At 70.5% G+C, this 20,682-nt stretch carries 21 protein-coding genes and 2 pseudogenes; 17 read left to right on the forward strand and 6 right to left on the reverse strand.

Annotated features, from left to right (window positions below):
* Positions 1-606: family 43 glycosylhydrolase (locus tag ADL01_RS08710; protein ID WP_159049484.1), on the reverse strand; the 606-nt coding region annotated here is incomplete at its 3' end.
* A gap of 80 nt (positions 607-686) precedes the next feature.
* A pseudogene (locus tag ADL01_RS41565) lies at positions 687-1,428 on the reverse strand (xylosidase); the annotation flags it as partial.
* A 496-nt stretch (positions 1,429-1,924) separates the two neighbouring features.
* Between ADL01_RS41565 and ADL01_RS08725 the strand changes: the two are divergent.
* The 13 genes and pseudogenes from ADL01_RS08725 to ADL01_RS08785 all read left to right on the forward strand — a co-directional run bounded on the left by ADL01_RS08725 (position 1,925) and on the right by ADL01_RS08785 (position 13,330).
* The gene (locus tag ADL01_RS08725; protein WP_053741338.1) at positions 1,925-2,128 is read left to right on the forward strand and encodes a TauD/TfdA family dioxygenase; all 204 of its coding nucleotides are present in this window, start codon (positions 1,925-1,927) and stop codon (positions 2,126-2,128) included.
* A 504-nt stretch (positions 2,129-2,632) separates the two neighbouring features.
* Positions 2,633-3,934, forward strand: a complete 1,302-nt coding sequence (locus ADL01_RS08730) for an extracellular solute-binding protein (RefSeq protein ID WP_053741339.1) — start codon at positions 2,633-2,635, stop codon at positions 3,932-3,934.
* A 7-nt stretch (positions 3,935-3,941) separates the two neighbouring features.
* Positions 3,942-4,862, forward strand: coding sequence for a carbohydrate ABC transporter permease (locus ADL01_RS08735; RefSeq protein ID WP_053741340.1), 921 nt, complete (start codon positions 3,942-3,944; stop codon positions 4,860-4,862).
* Positions 4,859-5,740 carry a carbohydrate ABC transporter permease gene (locus ADL01_RS08740; protein WP_053741341.1) on the forward strand — a complete coding sequence of 294 codons (882 nt, stop codon included), beginning with the start codon at positions 4,859-4,861 and terminating at the stop codon, positions 5,738-5,740. The genes ADL01_RS08735 and ADL01_RS08740 overlap by 4 nt, the downstream gene beginning before the upstream one ends.
* Before the next feature lie 38 nt (positions 5,741-5,778).
* Positions 5,779-7,137: a carboxylesterase family protein gene (locus ADL01_RS08745; RefSeq protein WP_053741407.1), complete on the forward strand. Its 1,359-nt coding sequence runs from the start codon at positions 5,779-5,781 to the stop codon at positions 7,135-7,137.
* The gene (locus ADL01_RS08750; RefSeq protein WP_053741342.1) at positions 7,137-8,276 is read left to right on the forward strand and encodes an ROK family transcriptional regulator; all 1,140 of its coding nucleotides are present in this window, start codon (positions 7,137-7,139) and stop codon (positions 8,274-8,276) included. The genes ADL01_RS08745 and ADL01_RS08750 overlap by 1 nt, the downstream gene beginning before the upstream one ends.
* Positions 8,277-8,336: 60 nt before the next feature.
* On the forward strand, positions 8,337-9,863 hold the full coding sequence (locus ADL01_RS08755; RefSeq protein WP_053741343.1) for a GMC oxidoreductase: 1,527 nt from the start codon (positions 8,337-8,339) through the stop codon (positions 9,861-9,863).
* A gap of 15 nt (positions 9,864-9,878) precedes the next feature.
* Positions 9,879-10,487: a nucleoside deaminase gene (locus tag ADL01_RS08760; RefSeq protein WP_053741344.1), complete on the forward strand. Its 609-nt coding sequence runs from the start codon at positions 9,879-9,881 to the stop codon at positions 10,485-10,487.
* On the forward strand, positions 10,484-11,422 hold the full coding sequence (locus ADL01_RS08765; RefSeq protein WP_053741345.1) for a sugar phosphate isomerase/epimerase family protein: 939 nt from the start codon (positions 10,484-10,486) through the stop codon (positions 11,420-11,422). Before ADL01_RS08760 ends, ADL01_RS08765 begins: the two co-directional genes overlap by 4 nt.
* A 120-nt stretch (positions 11,423-11,542) precedes the next feature.
* Positions 11,543-12,007: an SRPBCC domain-containing protein gene (locus ADL01_RS08770; RefSeq protein ID WP_053741346.1), complete on the forward strand. Its 465-nt coding sequence runs from the start codon at positions 11,543-11,545 to the stop codon at positions 12,005-12,007.
* Positions 12,004-12,348: pseudogene (locus tag ADL01_RS08775) on the forward strand (ArsR/SmtB family transcription factor); the annotation flags it as partial. The gene ADL01_RS08770 and the pseudogene ADL01_RS08775, both read left to right, overlap by 4 nt.
* 107 nt (positions 12,349-12,455) lie before the next feature.
* Positions 12,456-12,806: a VOC family protein gene (locus ADL01_RS08780; protein ID WP_053741347.1), complete on the forward strand. Its 351-nt coding sequence runs from the start codon at positions 12,456-12,458 to the stop codon at positions 12,804-12,806.
* A 128-nt stretch (positions 12,807-12,934) separates the two neighbouring features.
* Positions 12,935-13,330 carry a nuclear transport factor 2 family protein gene (locus tag ADL01_RS08785; RefSeq protein ID WP_053741348.1) on the forward strand — a complete coding sequence of 132 codons (396 nt, stop codon included), beginning with the start codon at positions 12,935-12,937 and terminating at the stop codon, positions 13,328-13,330.
* A gap of 45 nt (positions 13,331-13,375) precedes the next feature.
* On the opposite strand, the gene ADL01_RS08790 is transcribed toward ADL01_RS08785, so the two are convergent.
* Positions 13,376-13,783 (reverse strand): nuclear transport factor 2 family protein, encoded by a 408-nt coding sequence (locus tag ADL01_RS08790; protein WP_053741349.1) that lies wholly within the window; start codon positions 13,781-13,783, stop codon positions 13,376-13,378.
* A gap of 131 nt (positions 13,784-13,914) precedes the next feature.
* On the opposite strand from ADL01_RS08790, the gene ADL01_RS08795 reads away from it, so the two are divergent.
* Genes ADL01_RS08795 through ADL01_RS08805 form a run of 3 tightly spaced genes read left to right on the forward strand, consistent with a single transcriptional unit; the run spans position 13,915 to position 15,917 of the window.
* On the forward strand, positions 13,915-14,862 hold the full coding sequence (locus ADL01_RS08795) for a bifunctional helix-turn-helix transcriptional regulator/GNAT family N-acetyltransferase (RefSeq protein WP_053741350.1): 948 nt from the start codon (positions 13,915-13,917) through the stop codon (positions 14,860-14,862).
* A gap of 11 nt (positions 14,863-14,873) precedes the next feature.
* Positions 14,874-15,686, forward strand: a complete 813-nt coding sequence (locus ADL01_RS08800) for a sugar phosphate isomerase/epimerase family protein (RefSeq protein ID WP_053741408.1) — start codon at positions 14,874-14,876, stop codon at positions 15,684-15,686.
* A 42-nt stretch (positions 15,687-15,728) separates the two neighbouring features.
* Positions 15,729-15,917 (forward strand): DUF1737 domain-containing protein, encoded by a 189-nt coding sequence (locus ADL01_RS08805; RefSeq protein ID WP_053741351.1) that lies wholly within the window; start codon positions 15,729-15,731, stop codon positions 15,915-15,917.
* Between the two features lie 13 nt (positions 15,918-15,930).
* On the opposite strand, the gene aroA is transcribed toward ADL01_RS08805, so the two are convergent.
* Positions 15,931-17,169: a 3-phosphoshikimate 1-carboxyvinyltransferase gene (aroA, locus tag ADL01_RS08810; protein WP_053741352.1), complete on the reverse strand. Its 1,239-nt coding sequence runs from the start codon at positions 17,167-17,169 to the stop codon at positions 15,931-15,933.
* A gap of 600 nt (positions 17,170-17,769) precedes the next feature.
* On the opposite strand from aroA, the gene ADL01_RS08815 reads away from it, so the two are divergent.
* Entirely contained in the window at positions 17,770-18,453 is a 684-nt protein-coding gene (locus tag ADL01_RS08815) for a hypothetical protein (RefSeq protein WP_053741353.1), read from the forward strand.
* Between the two features lie 79 nt (positions 18,454-18,532).
* On the opposite strand, the gene ADL01_RS08820 is transcribed toward ADL01_RS08815, so the two are convergent.
* Together ADL01_RS08820 and ADL01_RS08825 are read right to left on the reverse strand one after the other, a co-directional pair.
* The gene (locus tag ADL01_RS08820) at positions 18,533-19,984 is read right to left on the reverse strand and encodes a S28 family serine protease (protein WP_053741354.1); all 1,452 of its coding nucleotides are present in this window, start codon (positions 19,982-19,984) and stop codon (positions 18,533-18,535) included.
* A 214-nt stretch (positions 19,985-20,198) separates the two neighbouring features.
* Positions 20,199-20,585 (reverse strand): hypothetical protein, encoded by a 387-nt coding sequence (locus ADL01_RS08825; RefSeq protein ID WP_053741355.1) that lies wholly within the window; start codon positions 20,583-20,585, stop codon positions 20,199-20,201.
* Between the last annotated feature and the right edge of the window lie 97 nt (positions 20,586-20,682).

Genomic DNA, 20,682 nt, shown 5'->3' on the forward strand with positions numbered 1-20,682 from the left:
CTTGACGTACCACAGGTTGGGGTTGCCCCAGTACAGGTAGGCCTGACCGTCGTCGTCGATGAAGACGGTCGGGTCGATCTCACTGTTCTCCACCAGCGGATGGCCGAGGGCGTCCCGGAACGGGCCGGTGGGGCTGTCCGCCACCGCCACGCCGATGGCGAATTGGCCGGTCGCCCGGACCGACACCGGCACGTACCAGTAGAACTTGCCGCCCCGTTCGACGGCCTGGCCCGCCCACGCGTTGGCGCCCGCCCAGCTGAAGGTGTTCAGGCTGAGCGGTGAGCCGTGGTCGGTCCAGTTGACCATGTCGTCGGAGGACCACACCCGCCAGTCCTTCATCACGAAGGAGGTGGAGCCGTCCTCGTCGTGCCCGGTGTAGAGGTAGACCCGTCCGTTGTACACCAGCGGGGCCGGGTCGGCGGTGTAGACGTGCTGCACGATCGGGTTGTCGGCCCTGGCCGCCGTGGGATGCACCGCGGCGGGAAGGACGGCGAACGCCAATATGAGGATCAGCCCCCAGATTGCCCGGGCGAGTCTCGTACCGGTGGCGGGTGATCTCACTGCGGTCGGCTGAGCCGTTGGCCTGTGGACGTCAGTACTGGACATGCTGTGGTCCTTCCTGGTGCTGCGGGTCGGGGACTGAGCAGCTGCTGGTCAGATGCGGGGGAGAAACGTTGCTGCACTCGGGGTGCGGTCAGCGCGAACCGTGCGATGCGGACGGAGCCGCCGAGTGTCTGCGTGGCGTAGTCGGAAAGGGCGAAGCGGCAGCCCATGAAGAACTGCCAGGTGTCGCCCATGGTGAACGCGGGCCCCAGGCGGTGAAGTTGGTGCCGTCGGCGCTGTGGAGAAGGCTCCCGGACGGGAGGCGCCCGGGGCGGATGTCGGCGGCCGCGCGCAGCCGGATGCGACCACCCGTGACGTTGGCGCCCGTGACGTTGGCGCCCGTGACGTTGGCGCCCGTGACGTTGGCGCTCGCGACTTCGGTGCCGGTGCCGGTGGTGTTCCAATTGCTGTCCAGGGCCAAGCCGTTGACCATCACTACCGCGTTGTGCCGCCGTCTCGTTCGATGCCGATCCACGCAGAGAGGTCGCTCAGCAGCGCGAGTCCGGCCTGGTCGCCGTCGCGCATCGTCGCGTAGTCCAGCTGAATGGTCGCGGTGGAGGTGGGTCCCTGAATCCGGTGGGTGAGGGTGTTGCGGGCCCAGTACAGGTCGTTGGTGACCGTCGCGGTGCGCAGGGTCAGGCCGTTGTTGACGGACCACTTGCCGTTGTCCGAATCGTGGCTCCCTTCCCACTTCGGTTTCACGGTCGTTCCGTCGAAGATGCCGACGCCGGTCAGTGGGGTGACCTTGCGGGGTGAGGGCGGCAGGACGGGGCTGGGGTACGACGTGTCCCAGGCCCCGCCTACGAGTTGGACGACGGGCCGGCCGCCCCAGGCCTAACAGGAGGGCCACGGCCGCGCGGCACAGGCGCGGGCGTGGGCATGGTGCGGGTGACGTCACACGAAGCTCCTGGAGGCGATCGGGGCTCGCCGCACGAATGCCAGGTACACCCTTCCAAGTCCGGCATTCGACGTGTGGCGGGAGAGCCTTACTGGGACGGATGATGCGGGTGCTGTCATGCCCGGCCCGGCATGTACACCATGCGCAAGCCGCTTCAGCCCGGATCGTGTTCGACATTGCGAACGCGAACCGAACCTTCGAACGTCACGGATCCTAGGAGTCGAGAGCGGACAGCACAAGATCCTTGACAGCTGCATCTCAACCGAGCGTAATCGATCGATTTCTGATGGTAAGTCAGGATTTCGCCCAGAGTGAGGGAGGCGTGCGGCGTCTTGTTTCCGCTTTGCAGTCCTGCGCATCGACCCGGCCTACACGTACACCGCTCCCGGTGACGACAGGGCCGAAAGCACCCTGAAGCGCGTCATGGCCTCCATCGAGGAGAACCTGGTCGGCGTACCTCTGGAGCCGGGTATGCGCTGCTTCATCGACAACTACAGGGCGGTGCACGGCCGCGCCAGTTTCCAGGCGCGCTACGACGGGACCGACCGATGGCTGAAGCGAGTGAGCATCCCACCCGCGACCTGCGAAGATCTGCCGGCGATCACGTCGGCTCGAATGCGCGGATGATTGCCTGACATTCGTCCCGGGACGCTGTTGACGGCGGGTTCGGGGTGGCCACCTGGGGGCGGGTGTCCGAAGTACCGGACACCCGCCCCTACCGCGTCATACGGCTACGGCTACGGCTCGCGCGCCTACACCAGCCGTACTGTTCCGACGAGTTCGCGGCCCTCGGCCACGGCCCTCGCGACGGTCACGCTCGCCGACGCCTTCGCCGAGTCGCCCGTGCCGAGCTTGACCTTCCACACGTCATCCGGGGGCGGCGAGATCCGCGAGATCAGCGAGCCGCGCAGAACCCGGACGGGACACAGAGGGATTTTGCTACAAGTTCCGAAATTTCACCGTGACGGATCCGCGATGCCACGGCAACCCGTCACGCCTACGGTCACTGCCACGCCGTCAAAGCGCCATCGCGGTAAACCCCCCTCGCCCCGGTCGCCTCCCATGGGACCGAAATCGCTACTTTCCCCGAAATCCCCTCTGTGCTCAGCGCCCATGAGACAGGAGCCCAGCGTGTCCCACCCTTCCAGACGCGGTGCCCTACGGCTGACCGCCGGCGCAGCTCTCCTCGGCAGCCTCTCCCTGGCGGGCTGCGGTCGCGGCGACGACAACGCCGCGCCCGCCGCCACCTCCAAGCCCGTCGACAACTCCCCGGCCCAGGGAACCGTCGACGTCTGGGCCGCCCAGGGCGACGCCAACGTGCTCGACGAGGTCGTCAAGCCCTTCAAGGCCGCTAACCCCGAGCTCGAGGTGAAGCTCACGCTGATCCCGAACGCCGAGTACTACACCAAGCTCCAGTCGGCGATCGCTGCGGGCAAGGGGCCCGATGTCGCCCAGTTCTTCCCCGAGTCGCAGGCGCAGTTCCTCGATCCGTCGATCCTGCGGCCCGTCCCGGAGGGTCTCGTCGAACCGTCCGCGTTCTTCACGAGCCTGTGGGACGCCGGTGTGGCGAAGAACGTCGCCTACACGGTGCCCTGGTACGCCTACACCTACGCGCTCGTCTACCGCTCCGACCTCGCCAGGCAGGCGGGTGTGAAGGCGCCGACGACCTGGGACGACATGGTGCCGTTCTTCAAGGCGTTGCAGCGCGCAGGCGCCGGGCACGCGCTCGGGGCGGACATCGGCTGGGACGTCTTCAACGGCCAGGACGTCGCGATGTACGCCTGGCAGGCGGGCGGCTCGTTGCTGTCGTCCGGCGGCAAGTGGACGCTCGACACACCGGCGATGGTGGACGCGATCACGTACAACGCGTCGTTCTTCACCTCGGGCGTCGCCGACACCAGCGGGCCCACGTTCCTCGACGCGCAGCCGTACTTCGTGTCGGGCAAGACGGCCTGCATGATCACGGGCCCGTGGGTCGTCGGCCAGCTCGACGCGGTCGCGAAGAAGACCGGCTGGACGGCCTCCCACGTCGCCACCGCACCCCTGCCCGCCGGATCGTCGGGCAGCGTCTCCTTCTCCGCCGGGGGCAGTTGGGGCGTGCTCGCCGACAGCGGCAACGCGGACGCGGCCTGGAAGCTCATCCGGTACATCTCCGAGCCGAGCACCCAGGTCGCGCAGTACAAGGCGTACAGCTCACTGCCGGCCGTCGCCGCCGCCTGGGCCAACCCCGCCATCGCGAGCCAGCCGCTGCTGGACGCCTTCCTCGCCCAGCTGAAGAACACCCGGGCGTTCCCGCAGGTCAGCACCTGGCAGCAGGTCGCCACTCGGCTCGGCAAGGAGATGGAAGCCGTGGCCAGGGGCAGGGGAACCGCCGCGAAGGCCGCCGCGAATGTCCAGGCGTACGCCGAGAGCCTCGGCACGGGCAAGGGGTGATCCCCGGATGACCGCCACCATCGGGCCGACGACGCCGCGCGGTGCGCGTCGGCCCGGGGGCGCCCGGCGAACGGCTGTCGCCTGGCTGTTCCTCGCACCGTTCGCCCTGGTGTTCCTGCTCTACACGGCGCTACCGACCGTCGCCGCGCTCGGGTTCAGCCTCACCGACCTGCGCGGCACGGACCTGCGGCATCCGCTCGCCGTCGACTTCACCGGACTCCAGAACTACCTCCGGCTGCTGGCGGACCCGAACTTCCTTCGGGACATCCTCAACACCGTCCTGTTCGTGGCCGTCGGAGTGCCGCTGACGATGGGGCTCGGGTTCGCCCTCGCCCTCGCGCTCAACTCCGGCATCCGGCGGCTGCGCGGCGCCTTCCGTACCGTCTTCTTCGCGCCGGTCGTCACGAACGTCGTGGCCGTCGCGATGATCTGGCAGTACGCCTTCAACACAAACGGCACCGTCAACAAGGTGCTCGGCGTCATCGGTTTCGCCGGGCCGAACTGGCTGGACGACACGCATCTGGCCATGCCCGTGGTCATCCTGCTGGGTGTCTGGCGCAACTTCGGCATCGCGATGGTGCTGTTCCTCGCCGGTCTGCAGGCGATTCCGCAGGACGTGTACGAGGCCGCCTCCCTCGACGGGGCCGGCCGGTGGCGGCAGCTCAGGCACATCACCCTGCCGTTGCTGATGCCGACCACGCTGATGGTCTCGGTGCTGCTGACCGTCTTCTACCTTCAGGTGTTCGACGAGCCGTATCTGCTCACGGGCGGCGGCCCGCTGGGCTCCACCGAGTCGGTGGCGCTGTACACCTACCAGCAGTTCGGAGTCGGCGAGTTCGGCATGTCCTCGGCGGCGTCCTTCGTGACGCTCCTCCTCGTGACGTTGGTGAGCATCGTCCAGTTCCGATTGCTGAGGCCCCGCGCATGACCACCATCGCCGCACCGCGGAACGTCGACATGGCGGACGAACGGACGCGCGTGCGCCGTCGGTCCGTCGCCCGTCCCCTGCTGTACGGCGCGCTCGTGCTGTGCGCGCTGCTCACGCTGCTGCCGTTCGTCTGGGTGCTCAGCGGCTCCCTCCGTAGCCTCGACGAGATCCGCTCCGACCCCGGCGCCTGGCTTCCGCACCGCATCACCCTCGACAACTTCGTACGACTGTTCAGGACCGAGGGCTTCGGCGGCTTCCTGGTCAACAGCATCGTGGTCGCGGTCATCGTCGTCGCCGGCAACATCGTGGCGGCGTCGGCGGCGGGATACGCGCTCGCCAAGCTGGACTTCGCGGGCAAGCGGATCGCGTTCGGCGCGGTCATGGCGGCACTGATGGTGCCGTTCACCACGGTGTTCGTCACCCAGTTCGTGATCACCGTCGACCTGGGGCTGGCGGACACCCTCACCGGTATCGCCCTGCCCGGCGCGGCGCTGCCGCTGTCCGTGTTCATCATGCGGCAGTACGCCCTGTCGGTCCCCGACGAACTGCTGGAAGCGGCCCGGATCGACGGGGCGGGGGAACTGCGGGTCTTCTTCCGGATCTTCCTGCCGCTGGCGGGACCCGCCGTCGCGACGATCACGATCATGTCGTTCCTCTACTCGTGGAACAACTTCATCTGGCCGCTCGTCGTGGCCCAGAGCACCTCCACCTACACGCTGCCGGTGGGCCTCGCCGCCACCAGCCAGGCCGCCTCGCACGTCACCGACTACGGGCTGATGCTCGCCGGTGCGATCGTCGTGATGTTGCCGGTCCTCGTGCTCTTCCTGTTCCTGCAGCGCTACTTCGTGCAGGGCGTCGCCGGAACGGGAATGCGGTGACCGTGGTGGAGGGGACGGAAGCGGTGGATGGGATGGACATGGTGGATGTGACGGACGTGGTGGAAGCGCCCGCGGGTGCGGTCATCGGCCGCCGCACCGGCCGGGTACGGCGCTTCCTCGGTATCCCGTTCGCCGAGGCGCCCGTCGGCGCGCGGCGGTTCGCGGGGCCGGTGCCACGCCGCCGGTTCACGGAGCCGTACGACGCGTCCCGGCACGGCGCCACCTCGCAGCGCGTGCCGCTGTCCGCCGCCACCACCATTCCGGAGCCGTCGGTGCCGGGCGACGACGTACTGAATCTGAGCGTCGTCGCCCCCACGGACGGTGTGTCGTGCCCGGTGCTGGTGTGGATCCACGGCGGCGGCTTCCTCGCGGGCAGCCCGGCCAGTCCCTGGTACGACGGCCGCGCCTTCGCCCGCGACGGCATCGTCACCGTGACGCCCGGCTACCGGCTCGGCGTCGACGGGTTCGCCCCGCTGGACGGCGTACCCCCGAACCTCGGGCTGCGGGACCTGCTGCTCGCGCTCGACTGGGTGCGGGAGAACATCGCGGCGTTCGGCGGTGACCCGGGCCGGGTCACCCTCGCCGGTCAGTCGGCGGGCGGCGCGGCGGTGCTCGCGCTGCTCTCCTCGCCCCTCGGCGGTGATCGTTTCCAGCGCGCGGTCAGTGTGTCCGGCGGCTTCTTCGAGGTGGGCGCGGATGCCGCGCGCGACTTCGCCGGACGGCTCGGTGACCGGCTCGGCGTGCCGCCGACGCGCGACGGCTTCGGCGGCCTCATGGTGGAAGGCGTTCAGCGGGGCGTCCGTCTGCTGCGGAGCGAAGGTGGCGACGACGGTCCGCCGGTGCTCGGTCCGGTCGTCGGCGACGACGTCCTTCCGGTGCCCGTCGCCGAGGGCCTCGCCGTGTACGGGCACGACGTACCGCTGCTGCTCGGCGCGACGGGCGACGAGTTCGACGGCGGCGCCCCGGGCCCCCGCGACACCGCCGCCCGCGCGGCGGGCACCCGAGTGACGGACACCCTGTTCCGTACCGCCTGTCCGCGCGCGGCGGCGGCGCGGCGCGACGCCCCCGCAGGCACCTGGCTGTACTCCTTCGAATGGCCCTCCCCCGTCCTCGGCGGCGCCGTGCACTGCGCCGACATCCCGTTCTTCTTCGACGTGCTCGACGCGCCGGGAACCGCCGAGGCCCTCGGCACCCGGCCGCCCGCCGACCTCGCCGCAGCCATGCACGCCGACCTTGCCGCATTCGTCCATGGCGGGTCGCCGGCCTGGGAGCGGGCGACCGGGAGGCGCGGCGATCCCGCCCGCGAATACGGCGCGCCCGGGGCGACACCGACGGTCGACACCACAGGTGTGTACGACCCGGTGGTGGCGGGGTCCGACCCTACGGAGGCGCGCTGATGGCCGGGATGAACCAGAGCGCCGTCCGGCGGGTCAACACCTCGGTGATCCTGCGCACGCTGGCGGTGTCGGCCGGCCCGATGACGCTGGCCGAGCTGTCCGAGCGGGTCGGCCTGTCCCGCCGTACCGTCGAACTCATCCTGGACTCGCTCGTCGACGCGGGCCGGGTGAGCGAACTCGAACGGGTGCCGGTGAGCGGCTGCGCCGGGCGCCCCGCCCGCCGGTACGAGCTGCGGGCCGAGCACGCGCTGCTGGCGGCCGTGCGCATCACCACCCTGGACGGGGCCGCGGTCGTCGCCGACGTACGCGGCCGGATCGTCGGCCGGGCGCACCGGCCGCTGCGTGACTACCAGGATCCGCAGGCCACTCTCGACGACGCGGCGGCGCTGGTGCGGGAGGCCCTCGCCGACGCGGGCGGGACGGCGGACCAGCTCCGGGCCGGCGCGATCGCCGGCGGTGGCGCGATCGACGACGACGGCGTCGTACGGCGCCTGGTGCACACGACGCAGTGGGAAGGCGTATGCCTGCCCGAGGAGCTCGGGCGGCGCATCGGCATGCCGTGGTTCGCGGACAACGACACCAATCTGGGTGCGCTCGGCGAGCGTTGGCGGGGTGCGGCAGGCGACCACGACAACGTCGTATGGGCGATGCTCGGCAACCGGACCGGTCTCGGCATCCTCATACGCGGTGACGTCCACCGCGGTCTCGAAGGCTCCGCGGGCGAGATCGCCGAGGCGGTGTCGCTGCCGGCCGGCTCGGTCGAGGACCGCCCCGTGGCGTGGCTGACCTCACCGGATCCGTCCCGTCGGCGGGTCGCGCTGGGCCGCTTCGACGCGGCCCGGGGCGGCGACGCGGCGGCGCTCGCGGAGGTCGACGAGTTCGTGGAGAACATCGCGTCGATCCTCACCACCCTGTCGTGGACCGTCGCGCCGTCGCTCATCGTGCTCGGCGGCGGGCTGGAGGACGCGGCCGATGTGCTGCTGCCCCGGGTGCGCGCGGCGATGCGCGGCGCCCGCACCCCCGCCGTCGAGCTGCGCGTCACCGTCCTGGGCTCCGACGGCCCGCTCATCGGCGCCGTCAAGTTCGTGCTCGACCACATGGACACCGAGTTGTTCGGCCCACCCGCCCCGAGCGCGTGACCGCGTGTCCCGCACCCCACTCTCCCCTCACACCCAGTTGCACAGGACAGGAGCCCGACCATGACCGGCACCAGCAGGACCGGCGTTCTCATCGTGGGCAGCGGCATCATGGGATCGGTCGCGGCCCGGCTGCTGCGGGACGCCGATCCGACGCTGGACGTCACCATGGTCGAGGGCGGCCTGCCGATCGGATCGGCCCCCGGCCTGCATCTGCACGATCTCGAGGACCCGGCCCTGTGGTCGCGCTACAACGAACGGGTCGCCACCGGCATCCAGGGCCTGTACACGGGCGCCGAGGTGGTGCGCGACGTCGCGGACAGCATCACCGGCCTGGCACCCGGCATGTTCCACGCGCTCGCCTTCGGCGAAGGCGCCGAGGCGATGCCGGCTGCCGCGCTCGCGTGGAACGCGGGCGGCATGGGCGTGCACTGGACCGCCGCGACCCCCTGGCCCGCCGAGGACGAGGTGTTCGACTTCGGCGACCCGGACCGCTGGGCGACGGATCTGGACACCGCGCGCCGCCTGCTCGCGGTCACGCCCGCCGCCATCGGCCCGACTCCGGTCGGACAGCGGGTACTTGAGGTACTGCGTCGGCGCTACGACCGTGTCGGACCGGACGACCGGCGGCCGCAGCCGATGCCGATGGCGGTCACCGCGACACCGGCGGGCCCCCTGCGGCGCACCGCTCCGGGCACGGTCTTCCCCCCGATCGCGGCGGGCGGGGACCCGGCCTTCACGCTCCTGACCGGCACCCTCGCCACGTCCCTCGTCACCGAGGGCGGCCGGGTGACCGGCGCCCGGCTGCGTCGGGTGGCCGACGGCACCGAGTCCGAACTCCTGGCGGAGGCCGTGCTGGTGTGCGCCGACGCCCTGCGCACCCCCCAACTGCTGTTCGCGTCCGGCATCCGGCCCCCGGCACTGGGACGTCACCTCAACGAGCACGCCTTCATCAGCGCCCGTGTGCTGCTCGACCTCGACCGATTCGGCATCGGCCTCGACGCCCTGCCCCTGCCGCTGCCCGGCGAGTTCGCCACGGACTCGCTCTGGCTGCCGCAGAACGGAGCGGCCCAGCCGTTCCACGGCCAGATCATGAACCGCACGTACGTGGACGAGGCCGGCCGCCCCCTGGCGCACTCGGTGGGCCTGTCGCTGTACGCCCCCGTCGAGTCCCGTCCCGAGAACCGGCTCGTCTTCTCGGAGTCGGACACCGACCTGGCCGGGATGCCACGCTTCACCGTCGAGTTCGGCTACTCCCCCGCCGACCGCGCGCTGATCGACCGGGCACTGGACCAAGTCCGGTCGCTGGCCGGGGAGTTCGGCACCTTCGACCCCGACACCGAACTGGCCCTGCTGCCGCCCGGCTCGTCGTTGCACCAGACCGGCACCGTCCGGGCGGGCAGCGCCGACGACGGCACCAGTGTGTGCGACCCCGACGGCCGGGTGTGGGGCTTCGACAACCTGTACCTGGCGGGCAACGGTGTGATCCCCACCGCCATGGCCGCCAACGTCACGCTGGCCGGCGCGGTGACCGCCGTACGGGCCGCGCGTGCCGTCGCCGAACGCGTCACCATGCCTGCCGTGAGTTGAGAGGAATCCGGAACCGTGATCGACATCCCGAAGGAATACCGGGTCGCCCTGCCGCCCTGGATCGACGACGAACTCGCCGACGTACCCCCCGTCGTCCCCGACCGCGAGGACCGGATGCGCCTCGTGCACCGCCTCGCCGACCGCAACTGGCGTGAGGGTAACGGCGGCCCGTTCGCGGCGCTCGTCGCCGAGCAGGACACCGGCCGGATCATCTCGGTCGGCGTGAACGTCGTCCTCGCCTCGGGCGTCTCCAGCGCGCACGCCGAGGTCGTCGCGCTCGGCCTCGCACAGACGGCGACCGGCGGCTGGGATCTCGGCGGCGAGGGCCTGCCCGCATCCGAGCTGGTCGTCAACTGGCGTCCGTGCGTGCAGTGTTACGGAGCGACGATGTGGTCCGGGGTGCGCGGGCTGGTGGTCGCGGGTGAGGGGCCGGAGCTGGAGGAGATCACGACCTTCGACGAGGGCCCGCTCGGCGCGGACTGGGCCGAGCAGTTCGAGGCACGCGGCATCACGGTCACGCGGGACGTGCTGCGGGACGAGGCCCTCACCGTGTTCCGCGGCTACCGGGACGCCGTCGACGCAGGCGGGATCACCGTCTACAACGCGCGCGGAGGCACCGCATGACACCGCCGGCACGGCGTTTCGCGACCGATGTCATCACCTTCTACCACCCCGACTTCTGGGGGCTGGACTCCGCCGACGCCCTGCGCGACTGGGCCTTCGCCGACCCCCAGGCCTTCTGGCTGCGGGTGATGGACGCGTCGGCGGAGGCCGGGATCACCGCCCTGGAGCTGACCTTCGCACCCGGCGACATCGACTCGGCTCTGCGCGCCTTCGGCGGTGCGGCCGCCTTCCGCCGCGAGCTGGCGGCCCGCGGCCTGTCCGTGGTGAGCGCCTTCGTCGCCGGCGCCGACGCCCCCGACTGGCGGCAGGACGGCGCCCTGCCCGCGATCGTCGCCGACGCCGAGCGACGCGCCGCCTTCCTCGCCGAGGTGGGAGCGGAACTGCTCGTCACCGGACTGCCGATGCGGACGACGTTCGGGACGCGCCCGCCCTTCTTCGTCGACGCCGCGTACCTGACGCGGATGGCCGACATCGCCCACGTGGTCGGCGAGGCCGTCTCCCGGTACGGCGTGAAGCTCGCCTTCCACACCGAGTCCAACAGCACCTTCTGGTACGAGCGGGACATCGACCTGTTCATGGCCCTGACCGATCCGCGCTACGTATGGCTGTGCCCCGACTCCTGCCACATCGCGCTCGGCGGGGGCGACCCGGTCGCGGTCGCGCGCCGTCACTCCCAGCGCATCGCGCTCGCGCACTGGAAGGACGCCGTCCGACCGATCGACGTCGAACTCACCATCGACGAGACGGTCTTCGCCCAGCAACAGCCCTACATGACCGAGCTGGGCACCGGCATCGTGGACTGGCGGGCGTGGGCCGACGCGATGTCCGGTACGCCCGGCGCCGGCATCGTCCTCGTTGAACTGGACGAGGCGGCCGACCCCGTCGCCGCACTGCGGGCGGGAAGAGCCGTCGTGGAGGCGGCGACGCAACCGTGAGCCGTTCCGCACCCCTCCCACGCACATGTGCAACCAACGGGTTGCATGAGGACTGGCAACGTGCAACTATTTGGTTGCACGGAATGCCGGCACTTCAAGGACACTTCAAGGAGTCTCCTCATGAGCGAAGACAGAGAAAACAGGGAAGACAGCATCGAGCGCGACACCCTGATCGACGCCCCGGTCGCGCGTGTCTGGTCGCTGGTGTCCGCACCCGGCTTCTGGGTGGCCGACGCGGAGAGCATCAAGGGCACCACCGCCGTCGAGGGCGAGTCGATGGTGGCCAGGAACCCGGAGCACGGCGACTTCCCGGTGCTCGTGGTGAAGGTCGAGCCGCAGTCGTACCTCGCGTACCGCTGGGCCCCCGCCACCCCCGGTGACGAGCTGACCGAGAGCAACAGCACCCTCGTGGAGTTCACCCTGTCCGCCGAGGGCGACAAGACCCGCCTCACCGTGGTCGAGAGCGGCTTCGCCGCGCTGGCCGTGTCCGAGGAGGTGCGCGCCAAGACGGTCCAGGACCTGTCCCAGGGCTGGCCGCAGGTCCTCGACGCGACGAAGAAGCGCGTCGAAGAGTCAACCGTGTGAGCACGGAACCCGACGGCGCGGCCGAGGAGGTCGGCAGCGTTCTCGCCGCGCTCGCCGACCCCACCCGCCGCCGACTGCTCGACCTCCTCGCCGTACGGGGCGAGGCCACCGCGACGACGCTCGCCGAGCAGCTCCCCGTCTCCCGACAGGCGATCGTCAAACACCTCGCCGTCCTGGACGCCGCCGGACTCGTCGTCGGCAGCCGGGTCGGACGCGAGATGAGGTACTCACTCCGGTCCGCCGGCCTGGACGCCACCACGCAGTGGATGTCCGCGCTCGCGGCCGACTGGGACCGCAGGCTGGCGGCGATCAAGCGCGCAGCCGAGACAGCCGAGGCAGCCGAGGCACCGGAACGCGATTCCCCACACAACGAACACAACGAACACGACCAACACGACCAACACGACCAACACGACCAACACGACCAACACAACGAGGGAGATGCGACATGACGACACTGAAGCCGGGAAGCATGCTGCTCGGCACGACCCGTCCCGCCGAGCTGCGCGCCTGGTACGTCAAGGCCCTGGCGCCCGAGTTCACCGGCGAGGGCCCGATCGATCTGGGCGGCTTCCTGCTGGTCATCGACGGGCGCGACGACGTCCAGGCGAAGAACAACGAACCGGGTCGCACGATCATCAACTTCCACGTCGACGACTTCGACGCCACCGAGGCCCAGCTGAACGCGGCCGGTGTGGAGTGGGTGTCGGTCGAGGACCGGGCGAAGGGCAGGTTCGGCACGTTCGCCGACCCCGACGGGAACTACCTCCAGATCATCGAGTGGAAGAAGGACGCCTGAGACCGGACACCTGAGACCGGGACGCCCTTCGGCCGGACCCGCCTCCGATCTGCGTACCGCCCCCGACCCGAGGACAATGGGCCCCGTCGGTCAGACATCGCCCGCACCCCCGAAAGGTGGCGATCACCATGACTGAGCACCCGCACACAGTCCTGATCCGCAGGGGCTTCGAGGCCTTCTCGCGCGGTGACATGGACACACTGCGCGCCCTGATGGCGTCCGACGCCACGCAACACGTACCCGGAAGTCATCCCCTCGCCGGGGACTTCAAGGGGCAGGACGCGATCATCGACATGTACCGTCGGCTCGGCGAGGAGACGGCCGGGACCCTGCGTGTCGCGCTGACGAGCTGCCTCGTCGACGGCCGGGGGCACGTGGTCGGCGTGTACCGTTTCACCGCCGAGCGCCAGGGCCGGCGGATGGACGAACCGGGCGCCATCTTCTTCCGGATCGTCGGAGACAAGATCACCGACCTGGACCAGTGCGTCGAGGACATCGACCGCAGCAACGAGTTCTGGGCCTGACCCACCCGCCTCCGGCGTTCGTCCGGAACAACCGGCCCGTACCGGTCAGGCCGGTGCGGGCCGGTCGTACCAGGCGAGCGCCGCGATCCGCCAGCCCTCCGGGGTGCGGACGAACTGGATGGTCTTGGTCCCGTCCCCTTCGAACGGTTCGCCGTCGAGGATCCCGGACTTGCGGTACTCGCAGAACCGCGACGCGATGTCGCCCGCGATCTCCGTCCGTTCGGCTGTCTCCCATTCGGAGAACTCGACCAGTCGGCCCTCGCTCAGCAGCTGCCGACGCGGCTCGATGAACTCGTCCACGGTGTAGACCGTGAACTCCGGTCCGGTCTTCACGATCACGCCGTCCGGCAGCACCAGCCGGCGGATCCGGGCCACGTCGGCGGCCTTGCCGCCCCGGTTGTCGAAGGCCGCGAACAACTCGGCGGCCAGCACGTCGATCTCGGTCCTGGACATGCCGTGACGTTAACAGCGGAGGGCTTGAGGAACACCTCGCCCGGGTCCTACCCTCGTGACAGCGATATCCCTGACTGAGTCAACTGTCCGCAGCCAGCAGTCCGCAGTCCGCCGTCGCCCACGAGGTGGTCATGACCGTCCAGGACATCCGCTCCTTCAACCGCTTCTACACGAACGTCATCGGCGCCCTCGACTACAGCACCCACCTCTACGCCCCCTACACCCTCACCGAGGCCCGCGTCCTCTACGAGCTCGCGCACTCCACCCGTACCGACGCCGCCGACATCCGCGCCGAACTCTCCCTGGACGCCGGGTACTTGAGCCGTATCCTCAACAAGTTCGAGCAGGACGAGCTGATCGAGCGGGCACCCTCCGACCGTGATCCCCGACGGCGGCGCGTCACGCTCACCGGGCGCGGGCGGGAGACCGCCAACCTGCTGAACGAGCGGTCCACGGAGGCCATCGCCACCCTGCTGGCCACCGTGCCCGCCGCCGACCGGCCCCGGCTCACGGAGGCGCTGCACACGGTCCGTTCGCTTCTCTCCGACGGCCGGCCGCCGCGCCGCGAGGACGTCGTCCTGCGTGAGCCCGACCCCGGCGACCTCGGCTGGATCGTGCAGCGCAACGCGGCGCTGTACGCGGCCGAGTACGGCTTCAACACCGACTACGAGGGGCTGGTCGCCCGTATCGTCGCCGACTTCGCCGAGGACCACGACCCGCATCTCGAACGGGTGTGGATCGCCGAGCTGGACGGTCGGCCGGTCGGCTGCGTGATGTGCGTACGGGACGAGGCACCCGGCACGGCCCGGCTGCGGCTGCTGCTCGTCGAACCGGAGGCGCGCGGGCTCGGTATCGGTGACCGGCTCGTCGCGTCCGTCGTCGGCTTCGCCCGCGAGGTCGGCTACCGCGAACTCGTCCTGTGGACCAACGACGTACTCACCGCCGCCCGCCGCGTCTACCTGCGCCACGGCTTCGTCCTCGCCGCCGAGAAGCCGCACCGCTCGTTCGGCAGGGATCTGACCGGCCAGGACTGGCGACTGGATCTGCACGCGGCGGCGGACAGGTGGGGTGACGGGTAGGGTCCGTGAACATGAAACTGGCGTTCTCCACCCTCGGCGTTCCCGGTCTCCCGCTCACCGAAGTCCTGCGGCTCGCGACCACCCACGGCTACCACGGCGTCGAACTGCGCACGCACCCCGAAGAACCCGTCCACCTCGATCTCCGGCCCGCCGAACGAGCCGATGTGGCCGCCGAGTTCAAGGCGTCCGGCGTCGAGCTCCTCGGCCTCGCCGGGTACGTCCGGGTCGCGGCCCCCGGCGACGACGAACCCGTGCTCACCGAACTCCGCGCACTCCTCGACCTGGCCCGCGACCTGGGCGCCCCCTTCGTCCGTGTTTTCCCGGGAGGATCCCCGGGCGGCGCCGCCGACCAGAGCCCCGAGGAGGCCGACGCGACGGCGGCCCGGAGGCTCGGGACGGCCGCCGAGTACGCGGCCGACCTCGGCGTACGCATCCTCCTCGAGACCCACGACTCGCATCGCACGGGCGCCGACGCGATCCGCATCCTGGGCCCGGTCGGCCACCGTCAGGTGGGCGCGCTGTGGGACGTCATGCACACCTGGCTCGGCGGCGAACAGCCGTCGGAGAGCTACGCGGCGCTCTCCCCGCACCTGGGATACGTACAGGTCAAGGACATCGCCTCGGCCGACGACACCACCCCGCTGGCACTGGGCGCCGGCGTCCTGCCGCTCGCCGAGTGCGTCGAGGTCCTCTCCCGGCACAACTGGGACGGCTGGCTGTGCTGGGAGTACGAGAAGCGGTGGTACGAGGCCGCCGCCCCCCTGGCGGACCTGCTGGACGCCGGCCGCGAGCACCTCGCGCGGCTGCTCACCGAGTCGGCCTGAACCCTGAACCCTGAACCCGGTGGCTCTGAGATCCTTCTCCTCATGACCACCCCGCCGGACGGCTTGCCCGTCTACCGCGTCCTGACCGGTCCGGACGACCCGGCGTTCTGCCACCGGGTGAGCGAGGCGCTCGCTCTGGGCTACGGGCTGCACGGCGGCCCCGCCGTCACCTTCGACGGCGAGAACGTCATCGTCGCCCAGGCGCTGCTCTGGCCGACAGCGCCCCGGTAGACCCGGTCACCGGTCAGCCGAGGGCCGCCCGCAGCTCGCCGAACGCCTCGTGGAACCCGGGGAACGTCTTCCGTACGCACCCCGGGTCATCGAAGGTGATCCCCGGGGTGCGCAGGCCGGTCACCGCGAAGGACATGACGATGCGGTGGTCGCCGTACGACTTGATGTCCGTGTGCGGGGCGAGGGCGGCACCGGGGTGGATCTCGATCCAGTCGTCGCCCGTCTCCACCCGTACGCCGAGCCGCCGCAGGTTCTCCGCGCAGGCCTCCAGGCGGTCGCACTCCTTCACGCGCGTGTTGGCCACGTCCTCGATGCGCACGGGGCCGGAGGCGAACGGGGCGAGCGCCGCCAGGGTGGGCATGGTGTCGGAGATGTCCCGCATGTTGACGGTCAGGCCACGCAGTTCACCGGTTCCGGTGACGGTGGTGCGGTCGGCGGCGATCTCCACCCGCGCGCCCATCCGGCGCAGTACGTCGACGAAGCCCAGGTCGCCCTGCAGGGCGCCGGTGCCGAGGCCGGGGACCGTCACCTCGCCGCCGGTGAGGGCCGCCGCCGCGAAGAAGTAGCTGGAGGTGGAGGCGTCGGGCTCGATGGCGTAGGTGGTGGCCCGGTAGCCGCCGGGCGGGACCACGAAGACGTCGCCGTCCTGGCGTACGTCCGCCCCGAACGCCCGCATCATCGCGATGGTGATGTCCACGTAGGGAGCCGAGACCAGGTCGGTGACGTGGATCCGCAGGCCGTTGCGGGTCAGGGGGCCCAGGAGGAGGAGCGCGGTGAGGTACTGGGAGGACTGCCCGGCGTCCAGGGTGACGTTCCCGCCCTCCACGCCCGCCGCCTCGATGGTCAGCGGGTGGTGTCCCTCCGCCTCCTCGTGCCGCAGGTCCACGCCCAGGTCGCGCAGGGCGCGGGTGAGGGGGGCGAGGGGCCGGCGGCGCATCTGGGGGGAGGCGTCGAAGCGGTACGTGCCGTGGCCGGTGGCGGCCAGGGCCGGCAGGAAGCGGGCGGTCGTGGCGCCGTCACGGCAGTAGACGTCGGCCTCGGTGACCGCCGGACCCTGCGGTCTGCCGTCGATCTGCCAGGCTCCGGGGGTCCGTCCGACCCGGTAGCCGAGAGCGACCAGGCCCTCGGCGAAGCCCTCCGAGTCGTCCGAGCGCAGGGGGCGTACGAGGGTGGTGACCCCGTCGGCTGCCGCGGCGAGGAAGAGGGCGCGCGCGGTGATGGACTTGGAACCGGGAATCTCTACGACGGCCATGCCCCTATGCTCGCCCGCGCGACGCCCCGAGCGCCGGAACGTCCGCGAAATGGACCATGAACGGTGCGTATTCCGCCGGAGGTGGGGCGAGGGGGTGCCCGTACCCGGAGGGTGCCTGTACCGGGGGTACGGGGTGGTCGGTACCGTGCGGCGCCGTCGTGGCTTGTCGCGCAGTTCCCCGCGCCCCTGCGGGGCCGCGATCCGGGAACCCTTTTCCGCCCCGGCCCGTCCAATCGGCACGACTGCCGGATGAGTCACCGTCGTGCGGCCCACCCCTCTCCAACCGCCTACGGCCGGCAGCGAGCCGTCACCGGTGCGCCCCCTCCGATGCGCCGGTGACGGCCCCCTTCCACCCGGGCTCCGTCCGGTCCTTTACGGGGACGATCGGACGATCCGACGCGCGCCGTATCCGATCGGTCACGGACTGTCGTACTAGAGAGGGAAGGTAGGGAGGCGTACGTGCCGTACGCCGCACAACCGGCGCACCACCCCCAATAGGCGGAAATCCGCTGAACTTCCGGCGTGGCCCTGGCGTCGCGGGTCACGCTGAGCGGGGGTACTCGGGGGGATGCGATGCGTGTAGTGCGTTCTGTGGGGTCCATGGGGCCCTTGGGAGTGGTGTGCGGGCGGGTGTTCGCCTGCGCGCTGCTGACGGTGGCGGCGGTGTTCACGGTGACCGGGTGCCAGCAATCGGCAGAGGGGTCGGCAGGCAGTTCTACGAGCGATTCGGCGGGGGCGTCCGGGGCCGCCGACGGTACGACGGTCGACCAGCGGCCCGCGCCGCCCCGGCCCACCGGCTACGGCACCGTCTTCCTCTCCATCGACGAGTGCAGCAGCTTCGGCACGACCAGTTTCACCGAGGTGCCCTGCACCAGCGAGCGGGCGGCGGCCCGGGTCGTGGCCCGGTTCGACGGCGGGGTGAGCGACGGTCCGTCGTGCCCGGCGACCACCGACTTCGTGCTGCACATCAGCGAACAGCGCCCCGCCGCCGACGAGGACGGCGACGGAGCCGTCCCGCAGGGGTACGCCTGTATGCGCAACCTCCAGGCCCCGCATCCCGGCGACCCGGGCGGCGGCGGAGGCCCGCGCACGATCGTCGGCGACTGCGTGTACAGCGCCGGGCGCGGGGAGGTGCGCGAGACGGCGTGCGACGGGAAGGGCGAGAAGGCACCGGAGTACAAGGTGACCGAGGCCGTCGGCAAACGCGTCAACTGCCCTACTTCCACGGCCCTTTACGTGCAGTTGGGCGGCGAAGAGCCGGTGGGGTGCGCCAAACCGGCGTGACGCGAAAGGGGCCCGGTGGCGTCTGCCACCGGGCCCCTTCACGGTCAGCTGCCCGAACTACCCTTACTTTCCATGGCCGTTACGGCCGCAGCGTGGGCTCACGCTCGAGGTTGCGCTTGTCGAGCCTGGCGTCGTACGGCGCCAGCGGCTTGGCCGCCGACGGGTGCGACCGGACGGCGGTGGAGGCGACGCCCGCCCACTCCAGGATGCGCGCCGTGGCGAGCGACTTCTGCTCGGGCACCAGACCCGCGACGTTCGCGCCGTGGTTGAGGCCGGGGGCGAAAAAGACGTACGAGTCCTTCGCGCCCTTGCCGACGTGGAACGGCTCGGCGCCCCACGGGTCGTTCTGCCCGTACACGAACAGCATGTGCTGCGCACGGTGCCTGACCCAGTTGTCGACGTCACGCATCGCCGACGGCTGGAACTTCATGGAGATGTCCCGGGGGACGAAGTTGCGCGGCGGCTGATAGCCGTAGCGGATGTACTTCTTCTCGATGTGCGGGAACTTGATGGTGGGCGCGCCGAGTTGGGTGCCCGCCTGGTAGTAGTACGGCGTGTACGGCTCCAGGCCCTGGTCGGCGTAGGCGGAGAACCCGGAGATCGTGTCGATCGAAGTCCAGATGTCGTCGTCGGTCGCGTTCTTCGCGTCCGCCGGAATGGACTCGCAGTCGGCGAGCAGGCTGTACTGCCAGAAGGCCCAGACGTAGTCGAGGACGACGGCCTCGTACGCGCGGTCCAGGCTGCCGATGGTGGTGAACGTGTAGCCCTCGGCGGCGGCGACCTCCGCGTACTTCTTCTCCAGCGGCTCCCGGCGCACCAGCGCCTCGCGCTGTACGGCGTTCAGCCGGTCGCGGCACTCCTTGGTGCCGACCTTCGTGAAGAACCGGTCGTAGGCCGAATCCTCCTTGTTCACCACGTCGTTGGGGGCGACGTACGCGACGACGCCGTCCATGTCGCGGTGGTAGAAACGCTCGTAGTACGTGGCGGTCATGCCGCCCTTGGAAGCGCCCGTGGAGAGCCACTTCTTGGCGTAGATCTTCTTCAGCGCCGTGAAGACGCGGTGCTGGTCACTGGCCGCCTGCCAGATGTCCAGCTTGGACCAGTCGGCCGGAGCGGGCCGGGACGGCGTGAAGAAGCGGTACTCCAGGGAGACCTGGTTGCCGTCGACGATCCGCGTCGGCTCACTGCGCGTCGGGTTCGTGTAGACGGAGTACCCGCCGGTGAAGAAGACCGTCGGGCGCGAGACGTCCTTGTGCAGCACGGTGATGCGCTGCTGGAACGTGCCCTTGGACGGGTGCCGGTGGTCGATCGGCTGGGTGTAGTTGAGGACGAAGTACCGGTAGCCGGTGTACGGCTTCTCCTGGATCAGGCTCATGCCCGGGATCGCGAGGAGCTGGTCCTTGATGTCCGCACTGCTGGTCGTTCGCGTGGTGCCGGTGGCTTCCGGCTGAGCGGCGGTCGCCGCCCCCGCCGTACTCAACGTGCCTATCAGCACGGCGAGCGCGAGCAGCCATCTGGACGCCTTACGCATACACCCTCCCCTATGAGACATCTGTGCGCCGGAAGCTATCGGAGCAACTGGGCGGCGCACCAGGGGAGATAGGGAAATCCCTCGGGCAGGAGTCAGGAAATAGGGTCCGCGAAGAGCTTCGGGTCGAGACGCAAGACGAGGTCCGGGACGAGATACGGGTCGAGATTCGGGTCGAGATTCGGGGCGAGACTCGGGGCGAGATTCGGGGCGGGGCTCACAACCGGATCCAGCCCGAACTGACCGATTCCCGGCCCACCGTCCCCTTGATCCACACCTGCCGCCGTCCCGTGTGCACGGTCACCGGGCCGGCCCGCTTCGTGTAGTTGCCCCCGTCGACGACCGGGCGCCCGCCCCGCGCCCGTACGCTCACCGACATCCACTGGTGGCCCCCCTGCCGCTTGGGAACGGTCATCGCGCAGAGGTAGCCGTTGCTCCGGTACACGTCCACCTCGCCGGTGGCGAAGGCCAGCGTCCGCGCCTTGCGGCCGGAGCACACCGCGGCCGCTTCGGCGGTGCCGGAGCTCGCGAGGGAGAACATCCCGGACGCGGTCAGCACGGCCAGGCCGAGCGCGATCCGCCGCCGTATCGAACCACCACTCACCGTCTCCCCCTCCGGACCCCACCGATGACACTAGCCGTACGTCGTACTGATGTACGGACGCACGGCACCCGTCGAACGGTTGCGTCAGGCGTCGGCC

The organism is Streptomyces sp. NRRL WC-3618 (assembly GCF_001280005.1).
Lineage (GTDB): Bacteria > Actinomycetota > Actinomycetes > Streptomycetales > Streptomycetaceae > Streptomyces.